Origin of the sequence: Pseudomonas sp. P9_35 (assembly GCF_034008205.1) — a bacterium.
Classification (GTDB): Bacteria; Pseudomonadota; Gammaproteobacteria; order Pseudomonadales; family Pseudomonadaceae; genus Aquipseudomonas; species Aquipseudomonas kilonensis.
The window spans coordinates 2,546,505-2,567,513 of sequence record NZ_CP125373.1 but is presented as its reverse complement, the minus strand read 5'-3'; the positions used below and the strand labels follow the sequence as shown (position 1 = coordinate 2,567,513).

Here is a 21,009-nt window from a genome sequence, read left to right as displayed (position 1 = left end):
TAAGGCCGCCTCGCGAGCAAGCTTTGCTCCCACAGATCTGACGGGTGTACGACCAGGAGAACCAGGTCGGCTATCAGGCCGCCTCGGGGTGGACGTTGATCTCGGGCGCCCCGTTAACCACGCTGGCCGAACGCAGGCATTGTGGAGTGGGCATCCCGGCATGGATGCCGGGATAGCCGCGCTGGGCCATGGATGGCCCTTCGCGGCGGCCCACGGAGCAATGCCGGAGTGAGGGCACACCGAGCCTAGGCGAGGTGCCAAGTGGTGGGGCAGAAGCGTTTTGCTTACTTTTGACTGGGCCGGCTCCCGGGCTTCTCAAAAGTGAGCCGCCGTCAGGGCGGAACCCTAAGTGGCCGTTACCGCAGTAATGGATATGTACCCGATCAACAAAATCCCGGTCAGCCATAACGCCGCCTTCGCGAGCAAGCTCGCTCCCACAAGGAATCTACAGAGAGACTACAACCCCGCCAGATAAGCCCAAGGAAAAATCCCCCGCTCATGCCCATCACTGAACACCAATTGCACCCCATACCCCTGGGCATTGACCCCGACCACCCGAACCCGCGGATCAACCTGAACCGCCAACCCTCGCAGACGAAACGCCCGACACTGGGAGCATGGGCATCGGCGACGCAGCTCAGCGTGGTCCAGCCGTTGCTCACGACCATCGGGCCAGTCGAGCCTCAATTGTCCCTTGTCCCGGCAATTGCCAATCGCCAACGGGCTCATTGCAACTGCCCCAAGGCAATACGCACGGCCTTGCGCACCTCCGGGTCGCCATCATCCCGGGCCGCCTGCAACGCCGGGATCGCACCGCGATCGTTCAACTCCCCCAGGGCCAGGGCCGCCTCCTTGCGCAGATTGCTGATGCGGTGGCCCAAGGTCTCGATCAAGGCCGCCAACGCCGGGGCATACCGCAAACGCCCGAGGCTGCGGGTCGCCCGCAACCGCACTTGCCAATAATCATCGGCCAGCGCCTCGACCAGGGCCGGGCCGGCAGCGGCGTGACCGACCTTGCCCAGGGTAGTGGCGGCTTCTTCGCGCACCGCCCAGGCCGGATCCCGGAGGGCCTGGCGCAGCGCCGGCAAGACTTGCGCGTCCGAAGCCAGGCCAAGGGCGCCGGTGGCCGCGCGGCGCACTTCAGTATCTGGATCATCGCTGGCCAGCCGGGCCAGGGCTGGCAAAGCGTCGAGGTGTTTGAGCCAGCCCAGCACGCCAACTGCCTCGCGACGCACGCTGGCATCGCTGTCGGCCAATGCGGCGATTGCAGCCGGCGCAGCGTCGGCCAGGCGCAGTTCGCGCAAAGCCCTGAACGCCGCGACACGCACGCTAGCATCGGCATGGGCCGTCCAGGGCAGGATCACCCGCCCCGCTGCCTCGCTCTTGAGCAGGCTCAGGCTCTGGGCGGCAGCGGCCTGTACGGTCGCGGACGGGTCGGTCAGGGCCTCGCACAGGGCCGCAACCACCGACGCGTCCTCCCAGGCTTCAAGCAATCGCGCGGCTTCGGCCCGAACATCGGCACTGGAGTCCTCGGCCAGACGATCCACCAGCCACAGCAGCCCCTCAGGTTCCTCAAGGTCGGCCAGTTCAATCAAGGCAATGCGGCGCACGCCAGGGTCCTCGTCGGTCAGGCGCGGTTGCAGGGCGAGGATGTCGTCGTTGTCGGTGTCTTCGAATAGAGAGGTCATAGGGCAAATCGCGGCAAGGAGGTTTCAGGGGGAAGCCCGAGAGGATTGAGGCGCGGCAATTGCCGGCCGTCTTCATGGCGCAGCAGGTCGAGGCAGTGGCGCTTCAAGCGGGAGAATTCAGGGCGGGTCACCAGTTCGGTCGTGCGTGGCCGTGGAAAATCCAAACGCAGGTCCTCGATGATCCGGCCGGGACGCGGGCTCATCACCAGCAAACGATCGGCCAGGAACAACGCCTCGTCGATGTCGTGGGTCACGAACACCACGGTGGTGCGGATGCGCGTCCAGATGTCCAGCAGCAGCTCCTGCATGTTCAACCGGGTCAGGGCATCCAGCGCGCCGAAGGGTTCGTCCATCAACAGCAGCCGTGGACGGTTGACCAGCACCCGGGCGATCTCCACCCGTTGCTGCATACCCCCGGAGAGCTGGTCCGGCCAGTGCCCGGCGAAGCCTTCCAGGCCCACCAATGCGAGGATTTCATCGGCGGCCCGGTGCCGTTCGGCCTTGCCCAGGCCACGCATCTTCAGGCCGAAGGCGACGTTGTCGCGCACGCTGCGCCAGGGAAACAACGTGTGTTGCTGGAACACCATGCCGCGTTGGGGCGACGGGCCGCAAACGCTCACGCCGTCGACATTCAAAGTGCCGGTGCGCGGTTGCAGATGCCCGGCCAGGGCCCCGAGCAAGGTGGATTTGCCGCAACCGGACGGCCCCAGGACACAGACGAACTGGCCCGCCTCGATCTGGCAATCGAGGCCCTGGACCGCTTCGAAGGCTTGGTTCCCCTGGCCAAGGACAATGGACAACTGACGGATGTCGATCCGTCCTTCGGGTGTTTGCATCACACTCATCAGGCTTTTCCTCGTGGTCGATGCCAAGGCGTGAACAACCCGCCCAGGCGCTTGATCAACAGGCTGCTGCCCATGCCCAACACACCGATCAGCAACATGCCGACCACGATATCGGCGTAGTTCTGCACGGTGTAGGAAGCCCAGGTGTAGTAGCCGATGCCGTACTGGCCGGCGATCATTTCCGCCGTCACCAGACAGAACCAGGACGTGCCCATGCCGATGGCCAGGCCGGTGATGATGCTCGGCGCGGCGCCCGGCAGAATCACTTCCAGCAGGATCGCCCGGCGCCCGGCCCCCAGGCTCTTCGCCGACGCGATCAGCCGCCGGTCCACCCCTTCGACGCCGTGCACGGTGTTGAGCAGGATCGGGAACAGCGCGCCGGTGAAGGTGATGAATACCATCGACAGTTCCGACGAAGGGAACATCAGGATCGCCAGGGGAATCCAGGCCACCGCCGGGATCGGCCGCAGCACTTCCAGCGGTGGCAGCAATAAGTCTTCAGCCCATTTCGAACGACCGATGGCCAAGCCCAGCGCCACGCCGATCAACAGCGCCGCGCCATAACCGGCAAAGACCCGACCCAGGCTACTGCCCAGGTGCCGGGCGAGATTGCCGGACTCGCCCAGGCCCAGCGCCGCCTCGATCACCGCCAGAGGGGTCGGGACGTTGGCGAAGGTCACCAGGCCGAGGTTCCAGTGGCCGTTGGCGGCGAGTTGCCAGAACAGCAGGCAGAGCAACAGGGAAGCGGCTCGCAGGAACCAGCGTTTGGGTGATGGATGCACAAATCTTCCTCCGGAGTGGAATCCCTGTGGGAGCGAGCTTGCTCGCGATGGCGTCAGATCAGCTGCAATTGAGATGACTGACACACCGCTATCGCGAGCAAGCTCGCTCCCACAGGGTCATGAGTCAGGTCAGCGGGCTGCGACCGCCTGGGTGGTGGCTTCGCTGAAGTCCAAGACTTTGCCGCCCTGGGCGCTAGCAAATTGCTGGGCCTGGTCCTTGAGCAGAAATGCGCTGAGCTGGCCCTTGGCATCACTGGCAAACCACGCCTGTTCGGCCAGCAGCTTGATCCCGCTGTCGCTGGCCTGGGCATAGACGGCGCGGATGCCCTTGCCTTCCTGCTTGAGGCTCGCCAGCGCGGCGAAGGCCGATTGCGCCGAGGCGTAATGGCGCACTTTCGACTCGCCACGCACCCAGATCTCGGCCACGTGGCTGAAATCGGTTATCGCCTGGCCGGTCGCCGCATCGGTACTGCCCAGCGGGGTCTGGGCGTAGTTACCCAGTTGCGCGGTGTAATCGAGGTTCGATGCCTTGAATGCGGCGCGGATGTACTGGTCATCGATGAAGGTGTTGAGGTCCAGGCCGCGATCGGCCTTTTTCAGCAGCTTGAGGGTGTCGATGGCGGTGCCGACGGCTTGGCGGTATTCCGGTTTCCAGGTCAAGTCGCGGGTCTGCACGCCCAGCGGCCCGTGGAACAGGTAATTGACCTCGGCATCCACGCCAGTGACCTTGGCGATCAACTCGCTGTACTTCTCCGGCTCGGCGGCCAGCAGTTGATTGGCCTCGATGCTCGCGCGCAGGTAGGCCACGACAATTTCCGGGTACTGTCTGGCGTAGGCTTGATCTACCAACGCGCCGTGGAAGGTTGGCGCGCCCGCCTGGGCACCGTCGTAGATCTTGCGGGCGAAACCCCGGCTGGGGAACAGTTCGGCGAAAGGCACGAAGTCAGCGTGGGCGTCGATCTTGCCAGCTTGCAACGCGGAGCCGGCCACCTCCGGCGGCTGGGCAATGATGTTGACGTCCTTGAGCGGGTCCCATCCCTGGGCCGCGACAGCGCGCAGCAACATGCCATGGGCGGTGGAAGCGAACGGCACCGAAATGGTCTTGCCCTTGAGCTCGGCCAACGACTGCACGCCCGACGCGCTGGGCACCACGATGCCGTTGCCACTGCCCTGGGTGCTGCCCGACAACACGCTGATGAACAGGCTGTGCTTGCCGGCGGTTTCGAACGCCACGCCGTTGAACGCCCCGGGGAAATCGGCCATGGCGCCGAAGTCGAGCTTGCCGGCGACCATCTCGTTGGTCAGCGGCGCGCCGCTGGTGAAGTTCTTCCACTGGATATCGTATTGGGCGCTCTTGTAGGCGCCGTCGTGGGGCAGGTATTTATCCAGCAGGCCCAGTTCACGAATCAACAACCCGCCGGCGGCGCAGTTGATGGTGGTGTCCTGGGTGCCGATGGCGATACGGATGGTTTCTGCCTGGGCAGGCAAGGTCAACGAAGCCAGTACCAGACCGGCGAGTGCTGCACGCAATAACATGGGTGTGTCCCCTCGAATCATTTATTGGATGTTCGTCTCCGCCGCGATCAGGGCGCGGTGGGAAACGAGGGGTGTTCTGAATTTGGCGTCCGGGGTGGCCGGATGGCTTTTGTGGTGTTTGGGCGGGCCTCTTCGCGAGCAAGTTCGCTCCCACATTTTTTTCGGCGCTCACCACAAATCCACTGTGGGAGCGAGCGTGCTCGCGATAGCGTCCTGTCAGTCAACGCAGCAGGTACGGAATCTCGACTTTCACCGCCCCGGTCGGGCAGTCCTTTTCACAGGGCATGCAGTACCAGCATTCGTCGAACGCCATGTAGGCCTTCTGGGTCGCCGGGTTGATCGCCAGCAAGTCCATGGGGCAGACATCGACGCAGACGGTGCAGCCTTTGTGGGCGATGCACTTGTCCTCGTCCACGGTGACGGGGGCATTGGAGCGGAAGAAGATTTCCTGGGGTTGATAGGCCATGGGCGGTCTCTCTGGGTGGACGGTTCACGCCGCGTCGGCACCGACCCGCAGCCGGTCATAGGCCTGCAGTTCGTCGGCATCGAGGGCGATGATGTAGGGCTCGACGGCTTTCTTGAATGAGGTCATCGCGCCGTCGTCGCCCTTCTTCAAGTGGCAATGACAGAACCAGTCGCTGTCGTTGCGTTGTGGGTGATCGACTCGATAGTGGTACAGCCCCCAACGACTTTCGGCGCGAAACAGCGAGGCGCGGGCGGCCATTTCGGCGCAATCGCGGATCACGCTGACCTCCATGGCGCGCATCAATTCGTGAGGGTTGTGGGCCTTGATCTGGTCCAGGTCGCGCTGGATATCGCTGAAGCGTTGCAGGCCGATCTGCATTTTCTTGGTGACCTTCGGCGGTTGCAGGTAATCGTTGACGAAACGTCGCAGCTTGTATTCCACCTGGGCTGGCGGCAGGCCGTGCTCGCGGTCCAGGGGCGCGTAGACACGTGCCCTCTCCCGTTCGATCTGCCCGGCATCCAGCGCCGAGAACTCCTTCTGCGCCACGAAATCCGCTGCGTTGTTGCCGGCAAACCAACCGTAGGTGAACGCACCGAGCATGTAGTTGTGCGGCACCGCCGCCATGTCGCCGGCCGAGTACAAGCCCTTGACCGAAGTCTCGGCCCGCTCGTTGACCCACACGCCCGACGCCGAATGACCGCTGCAAAAACCGATTTCGGAGATGTGCATTTCCACCATCTGCGTGCGGTAGTCGGTGCCGCGGTTGGCATGGAACTGACCGCGACTGGGCCGCTCGTTGCTGTGCAGGATCTCCTCGACGTTCTGGATGGTCTCCTCGGCCAGGTGATCGAGCTTGAGGAACACCGGACCATTGCCACCTTCGAGCTCCTGGTGGAACTCCCACATCATTTGCCCACTCCAGTAGTCGCACTCGATGAAGCGTTCGCCCTTGTTGTTGGCGGTGTAGCCGCCCAGGGGACCGGTGACATAGGCGCACGCCGGGCCGTTGTAATCCTTGATCAGCGGGTTGATCTGGAAGCATTCCAGGTTCGCCAGTTCGGCGCCGGCGTGATAGGCCATGGCATAACCATCGCCGGCATTGGTCGGATTTTCATAGGTGCCCATCAAGTAGCCGGAGGCCGGCAACCCCAGGCGCCCCGCCGCGCCGCAGCAGAGGATGACCGCCTTGGCCTTGATCACATGAAAATCGGCGGTGCGGCAATCGAAACCCATCACACCGTTCACCGCGCCCGCTTCGTCGGTCAGCAAGCGAGTGCAGACCAAGCGATTGGTGATGCTCACCCGCGCCCGTTTCAACTGCCGGTAGAGGACTTTCTTGATGTCATGCCCTTCCGGCATCGGCAGCACGTAGGCCCCCATGTGGTGGACCTTTTTCACCGCATAGTCACCGGTTTCGTCCTTCTCGAACTTCACGCCCCAACGGTCCAGTTGCTCGATCGTTTCGAAGCTGTGGGTCGCGTAGGCGTACACCGCCGCCTGGTTGACGACGCCGTCGTTGGCGATGGTGATTTCCTTGGTGTATTGCTCGGGCGTGGAATGGCCGGGGATGATCGCGTTGTTCAAGCCGTCCATGCCCATGCTGATGGCACCGCTGCGCTTGACGTTGGCCTTGTCCACCAGCAGCACGCGCAAATCACGGTTGCGCTCCTTGGCCTTGATCGCCGCCATGGGGCCGGCCGTGCCACCACCGATGACGACGATGTCGTATTCCTGTTCCAGGGTGTTTCTAGTCATGGCGCTGCGTTCCTTTTTGCCGGTCGATCCGCAAGCGGTACTGGAAGGCATCGCCACGGTAGTAGAGGTGTTCGAAGTCCAGTGGCTGGCCGCTGGCGTCATGGGTCAGGCGTTCGATGCGCATGATGGGCGAGCCCGGCTCGACCTCCAGCGCCTGGGTCAGGTCGTTGTCGGCCAGCACCGCATCGATGGCCAGGTCGGCATGGCCCAAGGTCAAGGCGCAGTCGTTTTCCAGGATCAGGAAAATGTCCCGGGTGACCAGGTCGGCCTTTTCCAGTCGTTCACCAAGGGCCCTGGGCAGGTAGGTGATCTCCAGGGAGACCGGCTCGCGGTTGATCAAGCGCACCCGCTTGATCTGCGCCACCATTTCCCCTTCAGTCAACTTCAGCCGCTCGGCCACCAGCCGGTCGGCGGCGATGAACTTGAAACTGAGCAAGCGGTTGATCACCTCGAAGCCGCGCCCGGTCATGGATTCGGCCAGGCCCTGGAGGGTGCTGACGTTCTGGAAGGTCTTGGGCTTGGCCACGAACGTGCCTTTGCCGTGGATCTTGAAAATCAGGCCTTCCTTTTGCAGATCGCCCAGGGCCTGGCGCACGGTGATGCGGCTGACGCGAAACAGCGCACCGAGCTCGCTTTCCGAGGGCATCTGGCCGCCCTGGGGGTATTCACCGTCGAGAATGCGCGCACGCAGCACGTCTCGCAGTTGCGTATGCAGCGGTACGCTGTTGAGGGGAAGAACGTTGTCGGACATGGCCCTTATCACTTGTCATAACGAGTTATGACGTGATCTTAGGGAAAGCCCACACGGCTTGAGAAATACTGTTTGGACATATCCTTAGAGCCGGGCGTCGGCGCTCTCATTGCGAAACGCGCTCGGGCTCATGCCTGTCCAGCGTCGGAACGCCCGGCGAAAACTGCGCACATCGCTGTAGCCGACTTCTTCGGTGATGCGCTCGATGGACAGTTCAGGGTTGGCCAACAGGTTCAGGGTCCGGCCGCGGCGCACTTGTTCGAGCAAGGCTTCGAAGGTCAGGCTGTGTTCGGTCAGGCGCCGACGCAGGGTGCGGCTGCTCATATTGAGATCGCTGGCGATTTTCTCGATGTGGCTGCCCCGAGTCAGATCCCGGGCAATCGCCCGTTCCACGGTCTGGATCAGATCGATTTTCTGGTGCACCTCGGTGGCCTCCTGCTCCAGCAAGGCCAATGCCTGGCGCAGGGCCAACGGGTGGTGATTGGGCAAACGCATATCCAGCCAGCGCACGTCGATCAGCATGCGATTGTGTCGGCAACCGAAGTGCACATCCGGTCCCAAAATCCGCCGATATTCCTGGGCATAGGACGGCGCGGCGTGCATGAACTCCACGGCCAGGGGCTTGAAATCGGGCCCCGCCAGCGCCCGGCCATAGACCATCAGGCTGGCGAAGAACTCTTCCACGGCAAACACCTGGATCTCGGCGAAAGGCAGCCGGCAGGTCGCCTCGACCATGATCCGGTCAGTGGCTTCTTCGACGCTGGTCACCGCGATGCCGCCGGTGGTGTGCTGGTAACGAACCCCCAGGGCAAAGGCATCGCGCAGGGTTTCGCACAGCGATAGGACGTGGCCCAGCAGGCCAAGGGTGCCAAGCACGTTGCGGTCCCCCACCCACAACCCCAGTCCCTGGTCGGGCAACAGCTTGAGCGCCCGCTGAATCATGACCACGGCCTGGCGGTAGGAAATGCGCTGGGCGGGGTCTTGCAGATCATCGAGGCCGAACCCCAGGCCGCGACACAGGCTGGCGGCATCGAAGCCCTTGTCCGCCACCACCTCGGCCAGGGTCTGTAGCAGGAATGGCGATACCAACGCCAATTCATAGGTCGGGTCGATGACTTTCATCTGCATGGGGCGGGTTCCGGAGCACGTTAGGTGGCGTTTTTGTAACCGGTTGTTTCACAAAGTTAGCATGCCCCGGCGGATCGAGGGGCACAAAAATCTGGCCGCCCAAGTCCCCTGTATGGCCGCCAATACCCTGCCCTGTTGGCGGCGAACGGCTTATTTGTATGGCTCGGACTTTCGGTGCATCTCCAACAATAATAATGAGCCTCCACATGAACCCGATCCGCACGACATTCGCCTTGCAATTGACCCTCGGCCTGGCCTGCGCCAGTGCCTTGCCCGCCTTGGCGACCGAATCGGGGGTCGACAACATCGGCCCCGGCACCGACGGTTTTTTCGTGTTGCCGCTGGAAGTCGACAGCCTTCCGGACAACATGGTCGCGTTCAACCTCTACTACAACCACTACAAGGCCCGGAAATTCAATATCAGTTCGTTGGGCGGTGAACTGCCGGACGTAGAAATCGAATCCACGGCAGTGGTCCCGCGTATCGATTACTTGAGCCCGTTGCGGGTGGCCGGCGGGCGCGCGGGGATCTACATCGCCCAGCCCTGGATCAAGCAGGAAGTCTCGGTGTTCGGCTTGCACGACACCCGCGAGGGCATGGGCGACACCACCATTTCGCCCATCGTGCTCTGGGACATGGGCAAGAACCTGACCCTGGCCGCGGCGCTGGAAATCACCGTGCCGACCGGCGAATACAGCACCGATCGACTGGCCAATACCAGCAACAATTTCTACACCTACAAGCCGCTGTTTTCCTTCACCTGGTTGCCCTCGGAAGACACCGAGGTGTCGATGAAAACCACCTACAGCTTCAACCGCAAGAACAAGGACACCGACTACCGTTCGGGGCAGATTTTCCACTTCGATTATTCCGCCAGCTACCGCCTGACCGACAACGTGAGGCTGGGGCTCAACGGCTACTACCTCAAACAGACCACCGACGACAAACAATACGGCCGCACCGTGCAATTCGCCGGGCAGGACGTCGACGACGGCGTACGCGGCCAGGTCTTCGCCATCGGCCCGGCGCTACACCTGACCTTCCTCAAGTACGCCAGCGCCGAAATCCGCTGGGCCAAGGAGTTTGCAGTGGAGAACCGCACCGAGGGCGAAATGCTCTGGGCCAAGGTCTGTATTCCGTTTGCGTTCTAGAGTGTTTCACAGCACCTGTGGCGAGGGAGCTTGCTCCCGCTCGGCGGTGTAGGGCTAGCTGTGTAGGCGCTGGGTAGGAGCCGTGTAGGAGCTATCGAGTGCAACGAGGCTGCGATCTTTCCACTGACAATTGAGTCGAGAGCGAAAGATCAAGATCAAAAGATCGCAGGCTTCGCCAGCTCCTACACCGCCATCGCGAGCAAGCTCGCTCCCACAGGGTCTTCCTTCAGCTCAAACCCAGAATCGATGAAAGATGCCCATTGAGGAACTTGCCGCTGGGGTCCAGCGCCTGGCGCACCTCGGTGAATTCCGTCCAGCGCGGGTACAGCGCCTGGAGCGCCTTGGCGTTCAGGGAATGCAATTTCCCCCAATGCGGACGGCCCTGGTATTTCCAGAAGATCGGCTCGATGACGGCAAAGAAATTATGATGGTCCATCTGGTAATGCTGGTGCACCGAGATCGAGCAGCTGTCCCGGCCTTCGAACATGCTCAGGGCAATGTCGTCGGCCTTCACGTAGCGGTATTCGATGGGAAACCAGGTGCGCAGGTCCTTGTCGCGGATCAGCGCCAGAATCTCTCGCAGGCACGCCGGGCCGTATTCAGCCGGCACCGAGTACTCCATCTCGTTGAAGCGCACGGTGCGAGCGTTGGCATAGATGTCATGGGAGTCACCGACCCGGTCGTCGAAATCGGCCACCAGCCGCAGGCTGTTGAGCAGGACTCGCCGGGTCGCTGGAAAGTCGCTGCCATACTTGTCGAGGTTTTCGATCAGGCTGACGAATTCGTTGCCGCCCTCCTCCTCGGGGCTGATCGGCGGCGTGGCCGGATCCGCGGTTTCGTTCAGGGCGATCGACAACGCATAGTCGGAATGGGTGACGACCTGCATTTCCCAGTGCTGGTTGTCCCGGGTGTGGGTGTCCACGTCTTCGAGCAACTCCTCGGTTTTCGCCACCCATTGGTGCTCGCGCAAGCGATAGGCGGCGCGGTTCTGCAGGCGCACGCGAGTCACCAGCCCCAGCGCGCCAAGGGACACCCGGCCGGCATTGAACACTTCTGGATGACGCTGGGCATCGCAATCGAGGACCGCGCCGCTGGCCGTCACCAGTTGCAGGCCGACCACTTGGGATGCGTAGGAGCCGAAGGCCTTGCCAGTGCCGTGGGTCGAGGTGGCGATGGCACCGGCCAGGGTCTGGTAATCCACGTCGGCCATGTTCGGCAGTGCCTGGCCGATGGCCTTGAGCGCCGGGCCCATGCGGGACATGGGCGTGCCACCGCCGAACTCGGCTTGCAGGCTGGCTGCATCATGAGCCAACAGGTCGCTGAAAAAACTCAGCGACAACAAGGTGCCGTCAGTGGGCACCAGGGCACTGAAGGAATGTCCGGAACCCACCGGACGAATCCGCCCTTCGGCGCGCCTCACCACGCTCACCAGTTCATCGAGGTCCTTGGGGGCCAGGCGCGCCGCCGGCAGGCAACTCTGCGCGCCGGACCAGTTGCGCCAGGGGATCAGCCGCGGCGCGCGCATCAGCTCGGCCAGGGCACCCTGGCTACCCAGGGCCGTAAAGGCTGCGATAACGCCGGCCTGCTGCAGCAACCGGCGCCGTGAGGAGTCCATCGTCATGCCGTAGTACCCGTATTTATTATTGGAAGTGATGACCGGACATGAAGGCGATCAGGGCCAGGAACTGTTCTTCGGAACAGTGCATGCACAGGCCCATCGGCGGCATGCCGTTGTAGCCGTTGATCGCGTGGTCCAGCAGGGTGTCGGCGCCCTGGGCCACCCGTGGCGCCCAGGCGTTCGTATCGCCGGTCAACGGCGCCCCGGCACCAGGGTTGGCGTGGCAGAGCTTGCAGCTACTGTCGTAGACCTGGGCCAGCGCCGCATCGCTGGGCATGGCCGTGAACACCGTGGGCGCGGGCGGCTTGGCCTCTTCGCCGCAGCCGGCGAGCAAGGTGCCGATCAGGAGGATGAAGGCTGGGTTGAGCCAGGTTGAAGGTGTCGTTGCCGGCATGGGGCCCTCTCGGCGGCGCTTTTGTTGTGGGTCAACACTAAGGCACGCCACTGCTTCGGCTTGAGGTCATTGGGGGCCATAAAAGGGGGCTTGGGCGGCCAGCCCATTCGCTGCGCCCTCTGTGGCGAGGGAGCTTGCTCCCGCTGGGGTGCGAAGCAGCCCTGATCATTCATTGCGGTGGGTCAGGGACTTTGCGAACTGAGGTTTTGGGGCTGCTGCGCAGCCCAGCGGGAGCAAGCGCCCTCGCCACAGGGATGTCACCGGATTTGGGGTCAGGGCAACAGCAGCCCCTGCTCGCGCTCGCACAGCTGCACCACGTAATCCCACAGCACCCGCAGGCGTACGGATTTGTGCAGTTCGCGGCGGGTGCTGATCCAGTAGCTGCGGCGGATGGTTTCGTCCGGCAGCAACGGCACCAGCGTCGGGTCGCCGCTGGCCATGTAGCAAGGCAGCACGGCAATCCCCAGGCCGGAGCGCGCGGCCTGCTGCTGGGCGATGACGCTGGTGCTGTGGAACACCACCCGAGGGTTGCGGCAAAAGCTGTTGAGGAACATCAGTTCCTGGCTGAACAGCAGGTCATCGACATACCCGATCCAGGCGTGGCGGGCCAGGTCCTCGCGGCTGCGCAGTGCTGGCGAACGGTCCAGGTAGGCCTGGCTGGCGTACAGCGCCAGGCTGTAGTCGGTGAGCTTGCGGGTGACCAGCAGGTCGGCCGCCGGGCGCTCGAGGTGGATGCTGATTTCCGCCTCACGGTTGAGGATACTGACAAAGCGCGGCACCGCCACCAGTTCCACCTCCAGCCCCGGATAGCGCTGGAACAACCCGTCCATGCGACTGGCGAGGAACATGATGCCCAGCCCTTCGGTCACCCCCAGGCGGATCTTGCCCAGGGGCGCACTGGACTGGGTGATGTCCTCCTGGGCCAGCAACGCCACGTTCTCCATGGCTTCGGCGTGCTTGAGCAGCGTCTCGCCGGCCGGGGTCAGTTCATAGCCCTGGGCATGCTGGACAAACAGCGCGGTGCCCAGGCTTTTCTCGATGGCCTCGATGTGCCGGGCCACCGTGGCGTGGGTAGTGTTCAGGCGCCGTGCAGCCGTCAGCAGACGCCCGCTGCGTTGCAGCTCCAGGAAATAACGCAGGTCATTCCAGTCGAACATGAGGCGATCCTTGAACGCGCCTGAAGGCATGACTGTTTATAAACGCACAGCCGCTGCGCAAAAACTAACATTCTTTTGACGAAAACTAACAACTAGGATGGATCCCACAAAAACAAGAATGAGGTCGCGAATGCAACCTGTCGTCGATGAATACGATTACGTGATCGTGGGCGCCGGCCCTGCCGGATGCCTGCTGGCCAATCGGCTGTCGGCCAATCCGCAACACCGGGTGCTGCTGCTCGAAGCCGGCGGGCGCGACAACTATCCGTGGATTCACATCCCGGTCGGCTACCTGTTCTGCATCGGCAACCCACGCACCGACTGGTGCTTCAAGACCGAAGCACAACCCGGCCTGCAAGGCCGCGCCCTGAGCTACCCCCGCGGCAAAGTCCTGGGTGGCTGCTCCTCCATCAACGGCATGATCTACATGCGCGGCCAGGCGGCGGACTACGACGGCTGGGCCGCCGAGGGCAACGCTGGCTGGGCCTGGAACGACGTGCTGCCGCTGTTCCGCCAGAGTGAAAACCACTTTGCCGGCGCGTCCGAATTTCACGGCGCCGGTGGGGAATGGCGGGTCGAACGCCAGCGCCTGTCATGGCCGATTCTCGATGCCTTTCGCAGTGCCGCCGAACAGAGCGGCATCCCCAACGTCGACGACTTCAACAGCGGCGACAATGAAGGCTGCGGCTACTTCCAGGTCAACCAGAAAGCCGGGGTGCGCTGGAACGCGGCCAAGGCATTTCTCAAGCCGATTCGCCACCGCGCCAACCTCACGGTATTGACCGACGTCGAGGTCGACCGCGTGTTGCTGCGTGACGACCGCGCCCACGCCATCAGCGCCCGCTGGCAAGGCAAGGGCATGACCTTCAAGGCCCGCAAGGAAATTGTCCTGTGCGCCGGCGCCGTTGGCTCGCCGGGCATCCTGCAACGTTCCGGGATCGGCCCGCGCAGCCTGCTGCAACGCCTGGGCATCGGCGTGACGCATGAGCTGCCCGGCGTCGGCGGTAACTTGCAGGACCACCTGCAACTGCGGCTGATCTACCAGTTGGAAAACGCCCGCACCCTGAACCAGATCGCCGGCACCCTGTGGGGCAAGATGGGCATGGGCCTGCGCTACCTGTACGACCGCAGCGGCCCACTGTCCATGGCCCCCAGCCAACTCGGCGCATTCGCCCGCTCGGGCCCGGAGCAGGCCTCGGCCAACCTCGAATACCACGTACAACCGTTGTCCCTGGAACGCTTCGGAGAACCGCTGCACAGCTTCCCGGCGTTCACCGCATCGGTCTGCGACCTGCGCCCGCAAAGCCGTGGTCGGGTGGACATTCGTTCGGCCGACCCGCACGAAGCGCCGCTGATCCAACCCAATTACCTGAGCCACCCCGAAGACTTGCGGGTCGCCGCCGACGCCATCCGCCTGACCCGACGCATCGTCGCGGCCCCGGCCCTGAGCGCGTTCAAACCAGTGGAATACCTGCCGGGCCCCAGCCTGCAAACCGAAGAGGAACTGCACCAGGCCGCCGCCCGCATTGGCACGACGATTTTCCACCCGGTCGGCACGTGCCGCATGGGCCAGGATCGCGACGCGGTGGTGGATGCGCAACTGCGTGTCCATGGCATCAAGGGCCTGCGCATCGCCGACGCCTCGATCATGCCGCGCATCACCTCGGGCAACACCTGCTCGCCGACGTTGATGATTGCCGAGAAGGCGGCGCAGATGATGCTTGAGGCAGACACAAGAATCACCACGCCCCAAAAGGAGCCGGCCACGGTCTGAAAAACAACAAAAGTCCCCCTGTGGGAGCGAGCTTGCTCGCGATGACGGCGGCACATTCAACACCTAGGCGACAGACAGACCGCTATCGCGAGCAAGCTCGCTCCCACAAGGGGGCTGAGTCGATTCAAGGAAAGTGTGTCAAATCAGGAGACGCCACCCCGGCGTCGCAGTGGAACAACAAAAACAATCACTGTGAGGGATACCGCTATGTCCGAGCATGTTCAGCCCCTGGAAGCCACGCGCAGCGTCGGCACCAGCCAGGAAACCCAGAAAGTCATCTTCGCCTCGTCCCTGGGGACGGTGTTCGAGTGGTACGACTTTTTCCTCTATGGCGCCCTGGCGGCGGTGATCAGCAAGCAGTTCTTTGCCGGGGTCAACGACACCACCGCGTTCATCTTCGCCCTGATGGCGTTCGCCGCCGGCTTCATCGTGCGGCCGTTCGGGGCACTGGTGTTCGGCCGGCTGGGAGACATGATCGGGCGCAAATACACCTTCCTGGCGACCATCATCCTCATGGGCCTGGCGACATTCTGCGTCGGCCTGCTGCCCAACTACGCCAGCATCGGCATCGCCGCGCCGATAATCCTGGTGCTGTTGCGCATGCTCCAGGGCCTGGCCCTGGGTGGTGAGTACGGCGGCGCAGCAACCTACGTTGCCGAGCACGCGCCAATGGGCAAGCGCGGTTTCCATACCAGCTGGATTCAGTCCACCGCCACCCTCGGGCTACTGCTGTCGCTGCTGGTGGTGCTGGGCTGCCGCTACTTCACCGGCGATCAGTTCGAAGTCTGGGGCTGGCGCATTCCGTTCCTGCTGTCGATCCTGCTGCTGGGCATCTCCACCTGGATTCGCCTGAGCCTGCATGAGTCGCCGGCCTTCCTGAAAATGAAAGAAGAAGGCAAGTGCTGCAAGGCACCGATCCGCGAATCCTTCGGCAAATGGGAAAACTTGAAAGTGGTGCTTATCGCCCTGTTCAGCATCAACGCGGGGCAAGCGGTGACCTTCTATGCCGCGCAGTTCTACGTACTGTTTTTCCTCACCCAGTTCCTGAAGATGGACCCGGCCCTGGCCAACAGCCTGCTGATCGTCAGCGTGGTGATCGGCGCACCGTTCTTCATCTTTTTCGGCTGGCTGTCGGACAAGGTCGGGCGCAAACCGGTGCTGATGATCGGCCTGCTGCTGGCCACCGCGCTGTACTTCCCGATCTTCAAGACCCTGGCCCACTACGCCAACCCGGCCATCGACCAGGCGAGCCGCCAGGCACCGATCACCGTGGTCGCCGACCCGGCCACCTGCACCTTCCAGTTCGATCCGGTGGGCAAGGCGCGTTTCGACAGCCCTTGCGACAAGGTCAAGACCTTCCTGGTCAAGCAAGGCCTGCCCTACAGCAGCGTTGCGGCTCCGTCTGGCAGTACGGTGCAGGTCAGCGTCGGTGACGTGAAACTCGAAGGTTACGACGAAGCCGCCCTGCGCGGCGCCGTGACCCTGGCCGGCTACCCCCAACAGGCCGACGCCCAGCAGATCAACCGGCCGATGATCGTGGCCTTGATCGTGGCGCTGATCATCATCTCGGCGATGTGCTACGGACCGCTGGCGGCGTTGATGGTCGAACTGTTCCCGACCCGCATTCGCTACACCTCCATGTCCCTGCCCTATCACATCGGCAACGGCTGGTTCGGCGGCTTCCTGCCCACCGTGTCGTTCGCCCTGGTGGTCTACACCGGGGATATTTTCTATGGGCTGTGGTACCCGGTGGTGATCACCGGGGTCAGCCTGGTGGTGGGCATGATCTGCCTGCGGGAAACCCGGAACGTGGATTTGGATAAAAACTGAGGACGAAACCGTGGCGAGGGCACTGGCGCCCTCGCCACCGGGATCAGAAGCGCGCCTTCACGGTCATGGTGAAGTTGCGCGGCTCACCGTAATAGTTACCGAAATTCTCGGTGCCGATGGTGGTGTAGTAGCGCTTGTCGAACAGGTTGTTGCCATTGAGGGCCACCGACCAGGTGTCATCGATGCGGTAGCCGACACGGCCATTCCACACGGCATAACCGGCCTGGGTGATCTTCTCGCCCGTCGCCGGCGATACCCGGAAATTATCGCTTTGGGCATTGACCCCGGCACCGACACTAACCCGTTCGAACGCTCCGCCGAGGGTATAATCGGCCCACAGGCGCAGCACATGGCGCGGCACGTAGCTGTTGAACGAACCACTGTTGAGACTGGTGTCTATGTCGCTGAGGGTCTTGGTCTGGGTGTAGGTGTAGCCGGCCAGCAGTTGCAGGCGCTCGATGACTTCACCGCTGATCTCGGCTTCGAAGCCCTGGGCGCGAACCTTGCCGGCGTTCTCATAGCAGAAGCCGTCCGAGGACGCACAACTGGAGAAGTAGTCGGTCTGGGCCTGGTCTTTCTGCAGCGTGCGGAACAGGTTGAAAGCACTGTTCAAGCGTCCCTCGAACCATTCGCCCTTGATCCCCAACTCATAACTCTCGCCCACCAGGGGCTTGAGCGCCGAGCCGCTTTCGGAACGATAGTTGCCCTGGGGCGTGAAGATATCCGAATAACTGGCATAGGCCGTCAGGTGCTCATTGAGGTCCAGCAGCACGGCGGCAAACGGCGTGACCTGGCCGGTCTCCGTGCTCTTGGCATGCTCCGAACCGCCGGTGAGGAACACCGAGTCGGTCTTGGAGCGGTACCAGCTCACCCGACTGCCGACGACAACGGTCAACGGGTCCGCCAGTTTCAGGCGCAGGGTCGAATACATGCCTTGCTGCTGGGTAACGGTCTTGACCGGGCCACCGCGCGTCGAGTTTTCGATGAAGTAACTGTCGTCCGGTTCGGGAATATGTCGATCCGGATCGAACACGTTCTGCTTCTGTGGCAGCAGTGCCACCGAGAAGAAGTCATCCTTGTCCGAACGACTGGCGTTGAAACCGACGATCAATTCATGTTGCTGCCCCAGGGCGTCGAACTTGCCGTCCAGGTAGGCGTCGAGGCCGTAATCGACCTGGTCGTAGTCGTACATGCTGCCCAGCAGGTTGGTGGTCGAGGTGCCCGGCGCCACCGAACCCGATGCAAAGGCGTATTTGATGTCCTGGGTATTTTTCGTATAGACACCAGCGACCTTCACCGCCCAATCGTCATTGAGCTGATGCTTGAGATCGCTGAACACCGTGGTCCGCTGGCTGTGCCAAGTGTTCCACGACGGATCCAGGCAAGTGGAACGGCTGAGTTTCAGATCGCTACCGTCCCGATAGCGAGGAAGCCCGCCCCAGCAAGGGCTTGCATCGACGTCTTCATAGGCAACGCCCACGCCAAGCGTCGTGTCGGGCGACAGATCGAAATCCAGGGCACCGTAATAAATCTGGTCCTTGCGCCGGGCATCGTCGTAGAAAAAATGCCGGCTCTGCTCGGCGATCACCGCCCTGCCCCGCACGGTGCCGGAATCATTCAGCGGGCCACCGGTATCGACCTGCCCACGGTAGTTGTCCCAGGTGCCACCCGAGAGGCTGAGTTCGGTCTGGGCCGTGGCCTGGCCACGTTTACGCACGAAATTGACGCCACCGGAGGTGCCGCCCGCGCCCTTCATCATCCCGGCGGCACCACGCAGGACTTCGACACGGTCGTAATAAGCCATGTCGCTGCTGAAACTGTCGGCCTGGACATAGCTGTTGCCCATGTCCAGTGGAACGCCGTCGTATTGATACTGGCCGGACATGCGGAACCCACGGGAATAGAAATACTTGCCGCCCATGGTCGAGTCGTAGACGGTAATGCCGGGGGTCTTTTCCATCACTTGATCGATGGTGTTGAGGTTCTGGTCATCGAGCATCTTGCGGGTGATCACCGTCACCGACTGCGGCGTTTCGCGCAGGGTATGCTCGCCCTTGCCGATGGTCACCGCGCCTGTCGTGTAGGAACCACTGTTCTCGGTGGTCGCCCCGAGCATCTGTGCCTCGATGCTGGTTGCTCCCAGTTCCATGACCGAACCGTTGGCGGGCAGCCGGCGCAGCACATACGTGCCGTTGGCCTGGGGCTCAGCTTGCAGGCCACTACCGCCAAGGATGCGGGCAAAGCCGTCGCCCACGCCGAAAGAACCTCTCAGGCCAGGCGATTGCAGATCCTCAAGTTGCCGGGCATCAAACGAAAGAGCGACCCCGGCGGCGCTGGAGAAACGGGTCAGCACATCCACCAGGCTGCCGGCGCCGATATCGTAGGCCTGCACCGAGCGCAACTGCGCCGAGGCGCCTGGAACCGGGTTGGCATTCACGGCCGTGGCGCCGGCGGTGGTGACAGCTAGCAAGCCGATTTTCACTGCAAACACCAGACGGCCTGGCGCGCTTACCCAAGGCATATTTCCCCTCCCCAAAACGGTCGATAAAAACTCACTGAGGAAGAGCCGAACGATGAGGATGAAAAGTGCAGGCCCGGATTTTTTTATTACACAGCGTCACCGCCGGTCGCCACCTGCGACCTGGACCCAGAATCGGCTGTAGCGGGTCACCCGCAACGAGAAACCACTTTCCAGCGCGGCCAAGGCAAGATCGGTGTTATCGACGGGAAACACACCGGACACCGTCAAGTCGCCAATCGCCGGATCCCAACGCAACACACCGGGACGGTAGCGCGATAGCTCCTCCAGCAGCGCCGCCAAGGGACGGTCAATGGCAATGATGCTGCCTTTCTGCCAGGCACCGACCGACACATCGTTGCCACGCAACGTTCCCAGCGACCGCTCATTGAAATCCAGGCGCTGGCCGGCTTCGACCCGCCGCCTTGACCCCATCGCCGGCAGACTCACCTCGACCGCTTTCTCCAGCACCACCACTTCGCCGCCCCGCGCCTGGGCCCGGACGATAAACTGCGTGCCCAACGCAAGCACCTCGACTGGCCCCGTCACCACCTTGAACGGACGCCGCAAGGGATCGACCGCCGTCGTCACGAGCACCTCACCCCGCAACAACTCCACGAGCCGCTGCTGTCCATCGAAACGAACATTGATCGAGGTATCGGTGTTGAGCAGGACCGTGCTGCCATCAGCGAGTTGGAACTCGCGACGCTCACCCACGGCGGTGCGGTAATCGCAAAACAGGTGCTGGCTTGCCTGGCTGTGCCAGCCCAACCAACCCAGGCCGCCAGCGGACGTCAGCAGCAAGGCGCTGCGCAACACCTGGCGGCGGGATCGATGATGGGTGTCGCTCAAGGTCGGTGCGGCCAAGGCACCCGGTACGCTTGCCATCTGCTCGGCCACTGCCGCCATGCGTTGCCAGGCCTGGCTGTGCAACGGATCGGCAGCCAGCCAGGCGCGCCAGTCGGCGCGGTCCGCGTCGGTGCTGATGCCGGAATGCAGCCGGGCGTACCACTGCGCCGCCACGCGAATGGCGTTCAACTCTTCCGGGGGCAGGTTCATGAAAGCTGCAATTGAATCTGCATCAGGCAGCAATGCTCCATGGCCTTGGCCATGTGGTTGTTGACCGTGCGTACGCTGACACCCAGGCGTTCGGCAATTTGCGGGTACGTCAGGCCATCGAACTGCGACAGGATGAACGCCTGCCTGACCCGCGGCCCCAACCCCAGGAGCAAGCGATCGATCTCCATCAGGGCCTGGAGCATGATCGCCTGCTCTTCCAGCGAGGGGTGCTGCTCTTGCGGCATGGCCGCCAATACTTCGAGGTAGGATTGCTCCAGCGAGCGACGGCGAAACAGGTCGATCAACAGCCCTTTGGCGATCATCGACAAATACGGTCGTGGCTCACGGATATCCAGCGCAGTGCGCGCCTTGATCACCCGCACAAACGTATCCTGGGCAAGGTCCGCGGCATCGAAGGTGTTGCCCAAACGCTTGCGCAGCCAGCCCTGGAGCCAACCGTGATGATCACTGTACAGAACGTCGACAGCACTGCGTAGGGTCAGATCGTTGGCGGACATGGCAATGGAATAATTCGCGACTGATAATGACTCGCATTG

Annotated in this window: 19 protein-coding genes; 3 read left to right on the top strand and 16 right to left on the bottom strand. The window is 62.8% G+C overall.

Translation table 11 applies throughout. The features are described from left to right. Positions 1 to 73: 73 nt before the first annotated feature. From QMK47_RS11460 to QMK47_RS11415, 10 genes are all read right to left on the bottom strand, one after another. Positions 74 to 214 carry a hypothetical protein gene (locus QMK47_RS11460; protein WP_320390576.1) on the bottom strand — a complete coding sequence of 47 codons (141 nt, stop codon included), beginning with the start codon at positions 212 to 214 and terminating at the stop codon, positions 74 to 76. Positions 215 to 456: 242 nt separating this feature from the next. Further along, positions 457 to 729 carry a DUF971 domain-containing protein gene (locus QMK47_RS11455; RefSeq protein WP_253473363.1) on the bottom strand — a complete coding sequence of 91 codons (273 nt, stop codon included), beginning with the start codon at positions 727 to 729 and terminating at the stop codon, positions 457 to 459. Beyond that, a complete protein-coding gene (locus QMK47_RS11450; RefSeq protein ID WP_258690810.1) occupies positions 726 to 1,688 on the bottom strand; it encodes a HEAT repeat domain-containing protein in 963 nt (320 codons plus the stop codon). Before QMK47_RS11450 ends, QMK47_RS11455 begins: the two co-directional genes overlap by 4 nt. Continuing rightward, positions 1,685 to 2,533 carry an ABC transporter ATP-binding protein gene (locus QMK47_RS11445; protein ID WP_253473357.1) on the bottom strand — a complete coding sequence of 283 codons (849 nt, stop codon included), beginning with the start codon at positions 2,531 to 2,533 and terminating at the stop codon, positions 1,685 to 1,687. Before QMK47_RS11445 ends, QMK47_RS11450 begins: the two co-directional genes overlap by 4 nt. Then, positions 2,533 to 3,315 carry an ABC transporter permease gene (locus QMK47_RS11440; protein WP_253473354.1) on the bottom strand — a complete coding sequence of 261 codons (783 nt, stop codon included), beginning with the start codon at positions 3,313 to 3,315 and terminating at the stop codon, positions 2,533 to 2,535. Before QMK47_RS11440 ends, QMK47_RS11445 begins: the two co-directional genes overlap by 1 nt. Before the next feature lie 129 nt (positions 3,316 to 3,444). Next, entirely contained in the window at positions 3,445 to 4,851 is a 1,407-nt protein-coding gene (locus QMK47_RS11435) for an ABC transporter substrate-binding protein (RefSeq protein ID WP_258690809.1), read from the bottom strand. Positions 4,852 to 5,071: 220 nt separating this feature from the next. Continuing rightward, on the bottom strand, positions 5,072 to 5,317 hold the full coding sequence (locus QMK47_RS11430; protein WP_003180418.1) for a ferredoxin family protein: 246 nt from the start codon (positions 5,315 to 5,317) through the stop codon (positions 5,072 to 5,074). A 24-nt stretch (positions 5,318 to 5,341) separates the two neighbouring features. Beyond that, positions 5,342 to 7,072 (bottom strand): fumarate reductase/succinate dehydrogenase flavoprotein subunit, encoded by a 1,731-nt coding sequence (locus QMK47_RS11425; RefSeq protein ID WP_320390209.1) that lies wholly within the window; start codon positions 7,070 to 7,072, stop codon positions 5,342 to 5,344. Continuing rightward, positions 7,065 to 7,823 carry a GntR family transcriptional regulator gene (locus tag QMK47_RS11420; RefSeq protein WP_258690807.1) on the bottom strand — a complete coding sequence of 253 codons (759 nt, stop codon included), beginning with the start codon at positions 7,821 to 7,823 and terminating at the stop codon, positions 7,065 to 7,067. The genes QMK47_RS11425 and QMK47_RS11420 overlap by 8 nt, the downstream gene beginning before the upstream one ends. An 84-nt stretch (positions 7,824 to 7,907) precedes the next feature. After that, positions 7,908 to 8,951: an AraC family transcriptional regulator gene (locus tag QMK47_RS11415; protein ID WP_320390208.1), complete on the bottom strand. Its 1,044-nt coding sequence runs from the start codon at positions 8,949 to 8,951 to the stop codon at positions 7,908 to 7,910. Positions 8,952 to 9,157: 206 nt separating this feature from the next. Between QMK47_RS11415 and QMK47_RS11410 the strand changes: the two genes are divergently transcribed. Continuing rightward, positions 9,158 to 10,102, top strand: a complete 945-nt coding sequence (locus tag QMK47_RS11410) for a transporter (RefSeq protein ID WP_253473339.1) — start codon at positions 9,158 to 9,160, stop codon at positions 10,100 to 10,102. Positions 10,103 to 10,328: 226 nt separating this feature from the next. Here QMK47_RS11410 and QMK47_RS11405 read toward each other — a convergent pair whose 3' ends face one another. The 3 genes from QMK47_RS11405 to QMK47_RS11395 form a co-directional block, all read right to left on the bottom strand. Further along, positions 10,329 to 11,627, bottom strand: a complete 1,299-nt coding sequence (locus QMK47_RS11405) for a D-arabinono-1,4-lactone oxidase (RefSeq protein WP_320390518.1) — start codon at positions 11,625 to 11,627, stop codon at positions 10,329 to 10,331. A 115-nt stretch (positions 11,628 to 11,742) separates the two neighbouring features. Then, entirely contained in the window at positions 11,743 to 12,114 is a 372-nt protein-coding gene (locus QMK47_RS11400; protein WP_320390207.1) for a c-type cytochrome, read from the bottom strand. Positions 12,115 to 12,386: 272 nt separating this feature from the next. After that, the gene (locus QMK47_RS11395; protein WP_053123328.1) at positions 12,387 to 13,271 is read right to left on the bottom strand and encodes a LysR family transcriptional regulator; all 885 of its coding nucleotides are present in this window, start codon (positions 13,269 to 13,271) and stop codon (positions 12,387 to 12,389) included. A 130-nt stretch (positions 13,272 to 13,401) separates the two neighbouring features. On the opposite strand from QMK47_RS11395, the gene QMK47_RS11390 reads away from it, so the two are divergent. Together QMK47_RS11390 and QMK47_RS11385 are read left to right on the top strand one after the other, a co-directional pair. Next, positions 13,402 to 15,045, top strand: a complete 1,644-nt coding sequence (locus tag QMK47_RS11390) for a GMC family oxidoreductase (protein WP_320390206.1) — start codon at positions 13,402 to 13,404, stop codon at positions 15,043 to 15,045. Positions 15,046 to 15,252: 207 nt separating this feature from the next. Then, positions 15,253 to 16,875 carry an MFS transporter gene (locus QMK47_RS11385; RefSeq protein WP_320390205.1) on the top strand — a complete coding sequence of 541 codons (1,623 nt, stop codon included), beginning with the start codon at positions 15,253 to 15,255 and terminating at the stop codon, positions 16,873 to 16,875. A gap of 43 nt (positions 16,876 to 16,918) precedes the next feature. Here the strand turns inward: QMK47_RS11385 and QMK47_RS11380 are convergent, their stop codons facing one another. The 3 genes from QMK47_RS11380 to QMK47_RS11370 all read right to left on the bottom strand — a co-directional run bounded on the left by QMK47_RS11380 (position 16,919) and on the right by QMK47_RS11370 (position 20,970). Continuing rightward, positions 16,919 to 19,396, bottom strand: a complete 2,478-nt coding sequence (locus tag QMK47_RS11380) for a TonB-dependent siderophore receptor (RefSeq protein WP_320390204.1) — start codon at positions 19,394 to 19,396, stop codon at positions 16,919 to 16,921. A gap of 96 nt (positions 19,397 to 19,492) precedes the next feature. After that, positions 19,493 to 20,452, bottom strand: a complete 960-nt coding sequence (locus QMK47_RS11375) for a FecR domain-containing protein (protein ID WP_258690804.1) — start codon at positions 20,450 to 20,452, stop codon at positions 19,493 to 19,495. Continuing rightward, positions 20,449 to 20,970, bottom strand: coding sequence for a sigma-70 family RNA polymerase sigma factor (locus tag QMK47_RS11370; protein ID WP_253473305.1), 522 nt, complete (start codon positions 20,968 to 20,970; stop codon positions 20,449 to 20,451). The genes QMK47_RS11375 and QMK47_RS11370 overlap by 4 nt, the downstream gene beginning before the upstream one ends. Between the last annotated feature and the right edge of the window lie 39 nt (positions 20,971 to 21,009).

Bases quoted from the DNA above. Each gene is read 5' to 3' on its own strand.
- QMK47_RS11445 (WP_253473357.1), bottom strand. From the start codon at position 2,533: ATGAGTGTGATGCAAACACCCGAAGGACGGATCGACATCCGTCAGTTG.
- QMK47_RS11390 (WP_320390206.1), top strand. From the start codon at position 13,402: ATGCAACCTGTCGTCGATGAATACGATTACGTGATCGTGGGCGCCGGC.
- QMK47_RS11385 (WP_320390205.1), top strand. From the start codon at position 15,253: ATGTCCGAGCATGTTCAGCCCCTGGAAGCCACGCGCAGCGTCGGCACC.
- QMK47_RS11425 (WP_320390209.1), bottom strand. From the start codon at position 7,072: ATGACTAGAAACACCCTGGAACAGGAATACGACATCGTCGTCATCGGT.
- QMK47_RS11375 (WP_258690804.1), bottom strand. From the start codon at position 20,452: ATGAACCTGCCCCCGGAAGAGTTGAACGCCATTCGCGTGGCGGCGCAG.
- QMK47_RS11420 (WP_258690807.1), bottom strand. From the start codon at position 7,823: ATGTCCGACAACGTTCTTCCCCTCAACAGCGTACCGCTGCATACGCAA.
- QMK47_RS11370 (WP_253473305.1), bottom strand. From the start codon at position 20,970: ATGTCCGCCAACGATCTGACCCTACGCAGTGCTGTCGACGTTCTGTAC.
- QMK47_RS11430 (WP_003180418.1), bottom strand. From the start codon at position 5,317: ATGGCCTATCAACCCCAGGAAATCTTCTTCCGCTCCAATGCCCCCGTC.
- QMK47_RS11435 (WP_258690809.1), bottom strand. From the start codon at position 4,851: ATGTTATTGCGTGCAGCACTCGCCGGTCTGGTACTGGCTTCGTTGACC.
- QMK47_RS11380 (WP_320390204.1), bottom strand. From the start codon at position 19,396: ATGCCTTGGGTAAGCGCGCCAGGCCGTCTGGTGTTTGCAGTGAAAATC.
- QMK47_RS11400 (WP_320390207.1), bottom strand. From the start codon at position 12,114: ATGCCGGCAACGACACCTTCAACCTGGCTCAACCCAGCCTTCATCCTC.
- QMK47_RS11410 (WP_253473339.1), top strand. From the start codon at position 9,158: ATGAACCCGATCCGCACGACATTCGCCTTGCAATTGACCCTCGGCCTG.
- QMK47_RS11405 (WP_320390518.1), bottom strand. From the start codon at position 11,627: ATGCGCGCGCCGCGGCTGATCCCCTGGCGCAACTGGTCCGGCGCGCAG.
- QMK47_RS11395 (WP_053123328.1), bottom strand. From the start codon at position 13,271: ATGTTCGACTGGAATGACCTGCGTTATTTCCTGGAGCTGCAACGCAGC.
- QMK47_RS11415 (WP_320390208.1), bottom strand. From the start codon at position 8,951: ATGCAGATGAAAGTCATCGACCCGACCTATGAATTGGCGTTGGTATCG.
- QMK47_RS11450 (WP_258690810.1), bottom strand. From the start codon at position 1,688: ATGACCTCTCTATTCGAAGACACCGACAACGACGACATCCTCGCCCTG.
- QMK47_RS11455 (WP_253473363.1), bottom strand. From the start codon at position 729: ATGAGCCCGTTGGCGATTGGCAATTGCCGGGACAAGGGACAATTGAGG.